At 38.0% G+C, this 11924-nt stretch carries 10 protein-coding genes; 4 read left to right on the top strand and 6 right to left on the bottom strand.

All coding sequences use genetic code 11. The features are described from left to right. Window positions 1-155: 155 nt before the first annotated feature. Window positions 156-1397, bottom strand: a complete 1242-nt coding sequence (locus BDD30_RS00560; protein ID WP_231849232.1) for an MFS transporter — start codon at window positions 1395-1397, stop codon at window positions 156-158. A 144-nt stretch (window positions 1398-1541) separates the two neighbouring features. On the opposite strand from BDD30_RS00560, the gene BDD30_RS00555 reads away from it, so the two are divergent. The 3 genes from BDD30_RS00555 to bioD all read left to right on the top strand — a co-directional run bounded on the left by BDD30_RS00555 (window position 1542) and on the right by bioD (window position 4648). Then, window positions 1542-2456: a LysR family transcriptional regulator gene (locus BDD30_RS00555; RefSeq protein WP_015834317.1), complete on the top strand. Its 915-nt coding sequence runs from the start codon at window positions 1542-1544 to the stop codon at window positions 2454-2456. Window positions 2457-2585: 129 nt separating this feature from the next. After that, window positions 2586-3797 carry a sugar metabolism global transcriptional regulator Mlc gene (mlc, locus tag BDD30_RS00550; RefSeq protein WP_015834318.1) on the top strand — a complete coding sequence of 404 codons (1212 nt, stop codon included), beginning with the start codon at window positions 2586-2588 and terminating at the stop codon, window positions 3795-3797. 179 nt (window positions 3798-3976) lie between these two features. Beyond that, window positions 3977-4648 carry a dethiobiotin synthase gene (bioD, locus tag BDD30_RS00545; protein WP_015834319.1) on the top strand — a complete coding sequence of 224 codons (672 nt, stop codon included), beginning with the start codon at window positions 3977-3979 and terminating at the stop codon, window positions 4646-4648. A 185-nt stretch (window positions 4649-4833) separates the two neighbouring features. Here the strand turns inward: bioD and BDD30_RS00535 are convergent, their stop codons facing one another. The 4 genes from BDD30_RS00535 to stlA form a co-directional block, all read right to left on the bottom strand. Further along, the gene (locus tag BDD30_RS00535) at window positions 4834-5106 is read right to left on the bottom strand and encodes a DUF1161 domain-containing protein (protein ID WP_041382807.1); all 273 of its coding nucleotides are present in this window, start codon (window positions 5104-5106) and stop codon (window positions 4834-4836) included. 29 nt (window positions 5107-5135) lie between these two features. Continuing rightward, window positions 5136-5498: a DUF1283 family protein gene (locus BDD30_RS00530; protein WP_015834321.1), complete on the bottom strand. Its 363-nt coding sequence runs from the start codon at window positions 5496-5498 to the stop codon at window positions 5136-5138. Between the two features lie 114 nt (window positions 5499-5612). Continuing rightward, window positions 5613-6362 carry a bifunctional NADP-dependent 3-hydroxy acid dehydrogenase/3-hydroxypropionate dehydrogenase YdfG gene (gene ydfG, locus BDD30_RS00525; protein WP_015834322.1) on the bottom strand — a complete coding sequence of 250 codons (750 nt, stop codon included), beginning with the start codon at window positions 6360-6362 and terminating at the stop codon, window positions 5613-5615. Window positions 6363-6459: 97 nt separating this feature from the next. Beyond that, a complete protein-coding gene (gene stlA, locus BDD30_RS00520) occupies window positions 6460-8058 on the bottom strand; it encodes a phenylalanine ammonia-lyase StlA (protein ID WP_015834323.1) in 1599 nt (532 codons plus the stop codon). Window positions 8059-8483: 425 nt separating this feature from the next. Between stlA and BDD30_RS00515 the strand changes: the two genes are divergently transcribed. After that, on the top strand, window positions 8484-10175 hold the full coding sequence (locus tag BDD30_RS00515; protein WP_015834324.1) for a glycoside hydrolase family 18 protein: 1692 nt from the start codon (window positions 8484-8486) through the stop codon (window positions 10173-10175). A gap of 82 nt (window positions 10176-10257) precedes the next feature. Here BDD30_RS00515 and BDD30_RS00510 read toward each other — a convergent pair whose 3' ends face one another. Beyond that, window positions 10258-11505, bottom strand: coding sequence for an FAD-dependent oxidoreductase (locus BDD30_RS00510; protein WP_015834325.1), 1248 nt, complete (start codon window positions 11503-11505; stop codon window positions 10258-10260). Between the last annotated feature and the right edge of the window lie 419 nt (window positions 11506-11924).

Below are 11924 nucleotides of genomic sequence, written 5' to 3'. Positions count from 1 at the left end.
AACTTTATGAGAATATCATGGATGGACAGGTAGTGGAGGCATGGTTTTTGCTGTCATAACGTTTAAATTTTAATTTCTTATTCACATTAATAAGAGGCAAAACACACCTATTAAATTCATCTGAGGGAAACCTTAAGGTATCCCCCAGATACTGACTATTTTGCTTCAGGTAGCTTAATGAGTTTAAACCCAAAAAATAAGGCTAAAAGGATAAGAATGGTAATAAATAAAACAACTCCATTCCAACCTAATTGAAGCCAGAATATACCGCCAAAAGTTCCTGCTACACTTGAGCCAGCATAGTAGCAAAAGAGATAAAGAGAAGAAGCTTGGGCTTTAGCCCGGCGAGCACGAAGCCCAACCCAGCTGCTGGCGACAGCATGTGCCGCGAAGAAACCGGAGGTTAATACCATTATGCCGATTATAATCATCACCGCAGACGATAGTATGGTAATAAAAATACCAACTAACATCATACTAATCGTAGCGATCAAGACTTTCCCAAGTCCATATTTACTTGTTAATGCGCCAACTTTAGATGCACTGTATGTACCAGCAAGATAGACAATGGATAATATTCCTACAGTTGACTGACTAAAATGATAAGGTGAGTCTAGTAAACGATAACCTATATAATTAAACACGGTAATAAAGCTGCCCATTAGCAGAAATGCCTCAGAAAATAATAATGGCAATCCTTTATCACGAAAAAGTAACTTCAGGTTTATTAATAAAGATTTTGGTTTCAGGGAGCTTGGGCGAAAATGACACGATTTAGGCAGCATACGACAAAATATAATGGCAGCAATCAATGCAAATAAACCTAATACGATGACAGAAATACGCCATGAGAAATAATCGGTGATAATACCCGATATTAATCGTCCACTCATGCCACCAATAGAATTACCACTGATATAAAGTCCCATTGATAAGGCAGTAAAGTTGGGATGAATTTCTTCACTAAGATAAGTCATCGCAACAGCGGCGACACCACTGAGGGACAAACCAACCAGAACGCGTACAACCAGAATGCCATACCAACTGGTCATCAATGCGCTCAGTAAAGTGAAAAATGCAGCGGTAAACAACGCAGTTACCATGATATTTTTACGGCCAATCGCATCAGACAAAGGACCCGTTATCAATAACCCCAAGGCCAGCATTCCAGTCGAAAGTGATAAAGATAAACTACTGGTTGCCGGAGAAACACCAAAATCTTCTGATAACATGGGTAGAATCGGTTGAATAAAATAGAGCAGAGCAAATGAGGCAAATCCTACAGTGAAGAGTGACAACGTCACTCTAATATACAAAGGGTCTTCTTTTTGAATATAATTTTTCTCATTTTGAATATCCTGGACAAAATTATTACCAGAAACCTGGTTTTCACTGATGTTATGGATAGTGCTCACATGAATCCTTACTTAACTCATAATAAGTAACTTTTGTTTTGACTCAATCAAGCATATGAATTGCGAAATATTTTGTCTAATATATTAATCATTCATAATGATATGTATTAAATATCGAAGGTGATTATGGCTATCGAATTACGGCATTTACGTTACTTTATTGCAGTTGCAGAAGAGTTACATTTTGGGCGTGCGGCAGAACGGCTTAACATTTCACAGCCGCCATTAAGCCAACAAATTCAGTCGCTTGAAAATAGTATAAACGCACAGTTATTAGAACGTAATAACCGAAATGTGAAACTGACTCCGGCAGGTAACATGTTTCTGGAGGAAGCTTATCAGATTCTGGCTCAGGTTGATGCTGCTACAACAAAAGCAGCGAGAATGCAAAAAGGGGAGCTAGGCGAAATATCGATCGGGTTCACTTCTACAACACCTTTTATGCCTAAGATTACTCTTAGCTTACGACAATTCCGGGAACGCTATCCGGAGGTATCTATTCATATGCATCAAATGAATACTAAACAACAGCTTTCACCATTACTCACTGGCCGGATAGATATGGGTATCATGCGTAACACTCAATTACCAGATAACCTTGAGTCTCGACTGTTATTTCGTGAATCTTTTGTACTGGCTGTTTATGATGGGCACCCTTTATTGGAATATACGGAGCAAGGGGTAAAACTCGAAATGCTGGCCGGTTATCCGCTGGTATTTTTTGAGCGCGAAGTAGGAACGGCTTTATATGATGAAATCATGACTTTACTTGCTCAAGCTGGCGTAACGCCAATGATCTCACAAGAAGCAGGTGAGGCAATGACAATTCTTGGACTGGTTTCTGCCGGGTTAGGGATTAGTGTGGTTACTGAGTCCTTTACCCGAATGAAAGTCGATGGTGTCCAATATATTCCACTAGCTGATAATTATTCTTTTTCTGAAGTGTGGCTGGTAAACCATAAAAATAGACCGGTATCAGCAGCAGCAAACAGGCTGACAAAACTACTCATATCTAACATCCTAAACGAGAAAAATAAGTAGAAACTAACTTAATTTCGTGCTTAATATCACAGATTAATTGAAAAAATGATACCTTGCGCCTAAAACATCGCCATAATCGACCTGCAATTATTTTGAAGCACGAATTAATTAGAGAGTAAAAGGGCAAGTATGGATGGACAACCAAGTCATATTGATCAAATAAAACAAAATAATATTGGTGTTGTTTACCGGTTGATTGATCAATATGGCCCAATTTCCCGTATTAAGCTCTCTAAAAAAGCGCAGTTGGCTCCAGCCAGTATTACTAAAATTGTGCGTGAACTGGTTGATGCGCATTTAGTCATGGAAACTGAATTTCTGGATTTAGGGTTCAGAGGACGCCCAGCCACCGGACTGAAGCTAGATTCTGCAAGTTGGCATTTTTTGTGTGTCAGTATTAGTTTGGGAAAATTGATGTTGGGCCTTCGTAATCTCAGTGGCAAATTAATTGTTGAAGATGTATTACCATTACCTGCCAACAATCATAAGTCTTTTTTAGACAGCATTATTGATGAAATTGATTCATTTTTTAGTCGCCATCAATCCTCTCTTGAGCGTCTGACGGCAATTAGTATTACTATAAATGCAATTGTTGATTCAACTGAAGGATTCATCCATAGTTCTCCTTATTATCAGATTCAAGACTTACCAATAAGTGAATATTTGCATCGCCGCACTGGATTACCTGTATTTCTCCAACATGAAATCACTGCCTGGATGGTGGCAGAATCATTATATGGTGCGGCAAAAAACTGTCAGAATATTATCCAAATTGCGATTGATGAAAATATCGGCGCTGGAGTTATCATTGCAGGGCAAACATTACATTCAGGTAACCGTAGTGTAATGGAAATAGGACATATTCAAGTCGAATCTAATGGTGAACTCTGCCATTGTGGAAACTTAGGTTGTCTGGAAACTGTTGCAAGTACTAATTACATTTTGTCCAGAACAAAACAGCGGTTAACTTCGGCCCCAGATTCTTTACTTAATTGTGAGCCGCTAACTATTGAGTCACTCTGTCAGGCAGCTAATAAAGGCGATATTTTAGCAATAGATATTATTCGCAATATAGGGGTGAAAATTGGCCATATTATCGCAATTATGGTGAATTTATTTAATCCGGAGAAAATTTTGATTGGTTCTCCTCTTAATGCTTGCCAGCAGATTTTATACCCAATCATCGATGAATGTATTAGGCAACAATCTTTGCCTGCTTACAGTAAACAAGTTATGTTGGTTGCAACGAAATTCAATAACTCTGGAACATTATCAGCTGTAGCATCAGTTAAAAAGGCTTTATATGATGGATCATTATTAATCAATCTAATGAAAGGGTAATAGATCTGAAATAAAGATTTTCTAGTGATAACATTGATTATATATAAGTCTTTTACTCATTAGTTTTACTCGGTAATGAGACAAAACATTGAGCTAACGCAATCTCCCTGATAGTCGTATCCTCTAAACTTAGCCCCCCATTAACTGGATTTTATCTGTCATTATGGAAAACAAAATTTATGTTAACTCGCTTATTTGTAACGGGGACAGATACTGACATCGGTAAAACCGTTGTTACCCGTGCATTATTACAAGTTTTTAATCGTGACGGAGCAACAGCAGTAGGTTATAAACCTATAGCTACTGAAGGGTATGAAACAGAAGAAGGGATGCGTAATCGAGATGCTGTGGTTATGCAAAAATCCTCTCCTGTCCAGCTTAGATATGAAGAAATAAACCCAGTTATCTGGAAAAATAGCTACTGTGAAGGAAATCAGATTGATTTTGAACTGATGAAAAAGGGGTTAAATAATCTTAGTAATAAAGCAGATCGCGTTATCATTGAAGGTAATGGCGGCTGGCGTGTACTGCTAAATGACGAAACTTTTTATTTTGATTGGGTTATTCGGGAAAAAATTCCAGTAATTTTAGTGGTTGGAATTCAGCCTGGTTGTGTAAATCATGCAATTTTGACCGCACAAGCAATAATAAATGATGGTTTACCGTTGGTTGGGTGGATAGCAAACAGAATTAATCCTGGTTTATCTCACTATATAAAAGTTTTGGAAAGGTTACGCTGTCACATTAATGCACCACAATTGGGTGAAATTCCTTACGTTTTGCGTCCAGAAGAGAAGGATCTATCCTGCTATTTAGATATTTCTGCCATATTAAAACAAACTGGAAAATAATTACAAGTTCTTGAGATATTAATATACCCAATAGATTTTGAGTTGCAGCGCGGCGGCAAATGAACGCATCCCCAGGAGCATAGATAACTCTGTGACTGGGGTAAGTGAAAGTAGCCAACAAAGCAGCAACTCGAAGGATGAAGGGAAAAGAAGAGGGCAATAAACAAATGCCCTCTATGAAGAGTTTATTCTGTAACTTTTGGGGATTGGCTTACTTGCCGAGTATATACAATCTTTTTAGTATTATTTTCACAATGCCCAACGATCTTACCGCTGGCTTGTTCAACTTGGTCATTAGGCACAATTTCCAATTTGAAACCAGATTCCGGTACTCCATTGTGGATAATCTTTTGTGCAATTTGCTCTTTCACGCTTTCACATGAGGTTTGTACAGAAGCAGAAAATGCAAATGGAGATACAGCAAAAATCAATGCACTAGATAAAAGCGCTTTTCTCATCTTCTTCATTATCATCACCTTTATTGACATTACGGCCGAATAGGCATACCTGTATTGCTGTCCAGGCAACGTTCGGTATTGGGTTCCCAATAAGCGTTTATATTGGTACTTTTCATACATGCATCACGGTTATCAATCGCTTTATCTAACTTATCAAATTCCTTTTCAGCACGTTTATTAACCTTGGTACGAAGATTCTTGGTTTCATCCCATTGCTCTTTACTTTGACGGGCTGCTTCTTTATCCAGAACTGAATCACCGCTACCATGCACTGTGACACAGGTGCTGCCGGAGGTACAGGTTGCCGCCAATGCTGGCGCTTGCCACAGCAAAGGAATTGCCAGAGCAATAGCGGATATGATTTTTAATATCAAAGACTTATGAATATTCATCTTTTATCCTCTTGGAAGAAAGTGGGATCTATTAATAGCATAATAGGGAATTATCAGATAGATAAACTATAAGATAGCATTAAGATATTCAACAAAATATCAAGAAGAATGTGATTATATATTTCTATGGACACTAAGCCCTGCAAATGATTGGCAAACTGGCATCATTTCTAATGTATTAATGTTGACATGAGCGGGTAAGTTGGCAACCCAAAAAACAGCTTCTGCTATATCTTCGGCGGTTAATGCCTGAGTTCCATCATAGGTTTTATTCACTTTATCGTTATCGCCTTTAAAGCGTACTAAAGAAAATTCAGTACCGCCAACTAAACCTGGCGCTATATCAGTAACACGAATTCTTTTTCCCTGTAAATCTGCCCGTAAACCTAAACTAAATTGTTTTACAAATGCTTTAGTTGCTCCATAAACGTTCCCACCTGAATATGGCCAATTTGCAGCAGTAGAACCGATATTAATAATATGCCCCCGATCTCTTTTTACCATTCCAGGCAACAGAGCATGAGTCATATTCACCAGTCCTTTGGTATTGGTGTTAATCATCATTTCCCAATCATCCGGGTTTGCCAGATATGCCGGTTCCAATCCGAGTGCCAAACCTGCATTATTAACTAAAACATCAATGTTACGGAGTGATTCTGGCAATTGTTGTACAACCTGATTAATAGCTACCCGATCAGTAACATCAAGTTGAACAAAGTGAAATTTATCCCCTAATTCCGTTTTTAATTTTTCTAATCGCTCTTTACGGCGTCCAGTAGCAATAACTTGAGAACCATGCTGAATAAATTTTCTAGCAATTGATTCACCAAAGCCCGAAGTTGCGCCTGTCACAAAAACAATCATGCAAAACCCCTTATTTACCGGTACTATTTTTATTCCAGCAGTAGTAAATGGGGTTCTGCATTTTTAGTCAAGCGATTGTTGATGGACTTCAGTAACTTTATTCTTCAAGAATGATTTCTGGTAAAGGAAGATTATCATTAATAATTGCATCGGCAATCCGGATTATATCTTGATCCAATGCACGATCGGCTTCCAGAGGAGGACTAATTTCACGTACTGCATGGTAAAATTTAGCGGTTTCAGGAGCAAGCTTACTAATATTGCCGCGGAGATAAATGGCCTGACAAACTACCAGAATTGTCATTGCAACAATGTTACGTAATTTTTGTTCCATCTCCAGAACGTCTTGTGCGGCATGTAAACCCAAGCTGACAATATCTTGATTATACTGCTCTGTAGCTAAAGTATGTATACCAGATGCAGAACAGTCATGGCGAATTGCAGCAACTAAAGCTGTTTGTGAAAGTTGGACACCTTTCAGACCTTGATACATACCAGGCGTCGGACTTAATGAATTTGGTAATCCACGAGAAAAACGGCTATCCATCATCAGTGCTACGATTGCATGAAGATGATTGGCAATTAAAGCAATATCCAACTTCAATGCATCCATAGTCCGGGCAACATATTGTCCCATAAAATTCCCACCGTGTAGAACATCACCATTTTCCGGATCAATCAATGGATTATCATTAGCAGAAATAACTTCACGTTCCAATATTTTTCGAGCTGTAGCTAAAGATTCCGGAACTATGCCTAATATTTGCGGCGCACAACGAATTGAGTAAACTTCTTGTAAGGTATCATTTAGTCGGGTAACTTCTTGGTGACGACAAGCTTTATTCGCTTGTTCTTTAATACCTTCTAATAAACTGGTCTGTGTCGAACCTTCCAATAAATTACGCAATGTACTCGCTACTGCTTTCTGACCAGGGTGATTTTTTACTTGCTGAATTCGAACATCATAATGTTCATGAGATGCGAGTAATGCTTCGACAGCAAGTGCTATAGAAGAGATTGTCGCTTTTAATAGTTTTTCCAGTTTAATCACGGTAACTGAACTGATACCTGACATTACCCGAGTGCCATTAATGAGAGCGAGACCTTCTTTTGCTTGTAATGATAACGGAGTTAATCCTGCACGTTTAATTGCTTCAGCAGCGTTAATTTCCTCTCCCATATAATTAACCTTGCCAATACCACATAATGCACGTGCAATATAAGATAGAGGAATTAAATCACCGCTTGCTCCCACGGAGCCATATCGGGGAACCAGAGGCACAATATCATGGTTAAGATGATCGACTATCGTTTGAGCGACAATTGGCCTTGTTGCTGACCAACCTTTGCAAATAGAAAGTAACACAGTAAATTGTGAAGCTCTAATACAAGTTTTGGACATATAGTCCCCAGTGCCAGCAGAAAGAAAAGTTAACAGATTTTTCTGGTGTTCTGAGATTTTCTCAAACGGCACAACTAAATTGGCATTTCCCCCAAATCCTGTATTAATCCCATATATCACCTCTCCTAAGTTTAATTTTTCCTCTAATTTTTCACGACCACGATTCAAAATATCTATGACACCCGTTGATATTTCTACTTTTTTTTGATTTGTCGCAATCTGATAGATATCTTCCAGAGAGATAAAACCATTTTCATTAATAATAATAGTTGGCTGGATATCTTTAGCGTTCATTTTCATCTCCGTATAAAATAAGAATGATAATAATATATTAGAGAAACAAATCCCCTTAAGAATACAAATTAGTATAGGTATAAAACATAAAAAAATAGTCACTTGGAAATAAAATTAAAATCAGTGGATCGTAAAAATTAATTTACGAAATTTAATTTAAATTATTTAAACTAGTAACTATGACAACGACAAATTAATATATTTTTAATTGAAATTGATCCTTTTAATTTTCCTATATTATAATAAATAAGTGATAATATCATACGGATTGACATAAAATTAAGTCAACCATTAACAATCAAACAAATAGCAATTAGTTGTTTTCCTAATAAAACAAGCTAGAATGTAATTTGCGTCACTGTAAGAAATAAAGTTGTCGGAATGTTCATCAACATAAATAAATTGATATCTAGTCGAGGTAATTTATGTCAAAAATAATCCAGACAGATTTTCTTAGTGAACAGTCTTATCAAATAGATAATTTCAATCCATCAACCGAGACAATAAATTTTAGTTACACATCGGGGAGAGTCTTATTACCTGTTTATAATAAATATGATACACGAAATAAACCTAAAGTTTTCGGGTATTATACAGATTGGTCGCAATATGACGGCAGATTACAAGGAAATCAAGATCCAGTCAGGCGTGGTAGAGGAATAGATTTACAGCACCTTTTAGATAATCCTTTCGCTTATGATAAATTAATTATTGGGTTCTGTGGGATATTAGGTGATGAAGGTGAAAAAAAGCAACAAATTAAAGAGCAAGCACCATTATTTAACCGTACCAATAATGGAGAAGTGACATTTACAGATGCGTGGGGTGATTGCCAATCTTATCAGAATTGCACTTATTCTGGTTGGCAAGATATCCAAATGCCAAGGGATTTTAATCAATCTAAAAGTATGGGCGTATTAGGTGGGTTGGCTAAAGTTCAACAAGCTGCAAAAGAGCAGGGCCATAACCTTATTATGTCGTTCAGTGTTGGTGGTTGGACCATGAGCAATGGCTTTTATAATATGGTCAGAGATAAAACACTGAAATCTTATTTCTGCTCGAGTCTGGTTGATATCTTCCAACGTTTCCCTATGTTTACAGAAATTGATATTGATTGGGAATATCCAGGTGTTGCTGGGAACGATGGTAATATTTATGCGCCAGATGATGGCGATTATTATATTAGTTTAATTGAGGACTTAACTGCTGCTTTCAAAGAAGCAGGGCGTTCAGATATAAAAATAAGTATAGCCTGTTCCGCGGTACCAGAAAAAATGGAGAAATCAAAAATACCAGAATTATTCAAAGCTGGACTATATGGTATTAACGTGATGACCTATGATTTCTTTGGTACACCATGGGCTGAAAAATTGTTGCATCACACGAATCTCCGTAATTATGCAGGAGGTGAGAATAGTGTAGAAAAAGCAGTTGAATATTTACTAAGTATTGGTGTTCCAGCATCGGCAATCAATATTGGTTATACCGGATATTCACGTAATGCTAGAAATACTATTATTGATAGTTATTCTCCATTATCTGGTAGTTATGATCCTGGCTATGTTCCGAAAAAAGATCCCAAAATTACGACAACGGGCTCGTTTGAATCAGGAACAATAGAATGGTATGACACAATATACAATTATTTGGATTTGGAAGGAAAAAAAGGGAGGAATAATTTTAAACTGTATACAGATGAAATAGCAGATGCTGATTATCTCTACAATGAAGAAAGCAAATTATTTATTTCGACTGACACCCCTCGTTCCGTTAAATCCAAGGCTCAATATGCACTGGAAAAGAACCTGGGGGGAATATTTACATGGACCGCTGACCAAGACCGAGGTTTGTTAGTCAATGCAGCAAGAGAAGGTCTTGGCTGTGAGCTAATTACCCAAAAAATAGATATGACGCCATTTTACTTTAAAGGTGTCAATATTGATCCGGGTGATCAGGACAAAGGTGGAGATTACCCAGCATGGGATGTAAATAAAGCATATAAAGCTGGCGATAAAGTCAGCTGGAAGGGTCAAAACTGGGAAGCTAAATGGTGGAATAGGGGAACTGTGCCAGACGGTGCCGGAACATCTGATACGTATCCTTGGATAAAAATTTAATAATTAATTAAACCAGCCACCAGTGCAATATATGTACTGGTGGTGTTATTTATTTTACTCTACATAAAGAGTGATTCAGGTATTAAAACTCACACACATTTCTATGTCGATAACCTTTAGATGCACTGTGTTTTCTGCTCAAATGCTTCTGCTTTAATGGCGGCGTTGAAAAATGTGCTATAGCATTTTGGGCACTGCGTAATGAAATTCCAACAATCTCATTAGCATATATGCGCATTTGTTGCTCATAATCTGAAATAGCCTTGACTAAATCTTCACTTCCTGATGCTACTCTGGTAAGTGCCTGCGTAAGTAAAAGCGCATCTCGAAGCGCCGTATTTGCTCCAGCTCCCGCCATGGGTGTCATGTTATGAATAGCATCCCCAAGTAATGTGACAGCACTAGATTCCCATGGTGGAAGATAAGGCATACTTCGTAAAGGTATTAGAGATACATTTTCCATATCACTTTGCTTAATGAGAGCATGCAGATTTGGGTTCCATGAAATCATACGAGACTGGACTAAATCACAAAGAGCTTCAGCAGGAAAATTGGTAGCGTTGTTAGGAAAGCTATCCGTTGCCGCCGCGTAAACCCACACAATAAAATTATCTATTTCTGCCAAATCAGCTTTTGACTGAGTATCCACCGGAGCACGCCACATAGTGATAAATAACCAATCGGGGCTTTTCGGCACAATACTGTTGGGTGATCCATCTAGGAAATTTTGGGGCAACAAGGCTGCAAGGGCAGGGGTAAGACGCGAACGACCAACGATGATACTAACGCCAACATCAAATCTTTCGATAAAGGGAAGGTATTGCTTACGTACTTTTGAATTGCTGCCATCTGCACCGACCAAGGCATCAACATCTTCATGACTTCCATCTACAAAGAAAATTCTGACTCCACCGCTTTTAAGATTTTCATAACGGACGAACATTTTATTCCATTGAATGGTATCTTTGAGTCCCTTATTTAATACTTCTCTAAGCTCAACTCTGCTGATTGACAAGCGTTGCTCGGAGATGATTCGCCCGTCCATCGGGGAAATACCGCCGTGGACTGCGAGAAGACGTAGACGCTCATTATAAAACCGCGACTGTCCACCAACAGGTTTTGAAATCTTTTTAAAGGCTAGCCAGTTTTCATCTGCAAGGCATTCCTGCATTGCCTTCTGGCTGAGTATATTGATATGAATTCCGTAACCAGGAAGTGCAGACGTAGCAGCAGGGTTACGTTCATAGACTGTCACTTTGATTCCGTTTTTGCGTAAGCCATGTGCCAGACATGCTCCACCAATCCCGGCACCAATGATACCGACATGCATAATATTTCTCCTGTTATAGTTATAGATAGGTATGGGCTATTCTGGCTAGATCATTGTGACTATATACCTTTCATCTTTTAAATTGCTGCTTTGTTGGCTGCTTTCACTCACCCCAGTCACAGAGGTATCTATGCTCCCGGGGATTCGTTCACTTGCCGTCGCGCTGCAACTCGAAATCTATTGGGTATAATATATATCTGATATTATCTAATCACAGCCATAATGTGCGTTGTAATATTTAAAATAAAAATATACCGTGCATAGAAAGATAGCAAGGTGGTCATATTTTTCCAAAATATTTAATACTTATTAAATGCTTAAGTTACAGAATGTGATTTGTCATGAGATTAACGTCTGATTGTGATGTATTTATTAATTTGGTTTGGAGTTTTTTGTATAATTACTTGAATGAAATTATT

This window comes from Photorhabdus asymbiotica (genome assembly GCF_003634575.1).
Classification (GTDB): Bacteria; Pseudomonadota; Gammaproteobacteria; order Enterobacterales; family Enterobacteriaceae; genus Photorhabdus; species Photorhabdus asymbiotica.
The sequence above is the reverse complement of the archived record's forward strand: the minus strand, read 5'-3'. Positions and strand labels throughout refer to the sequence as shown.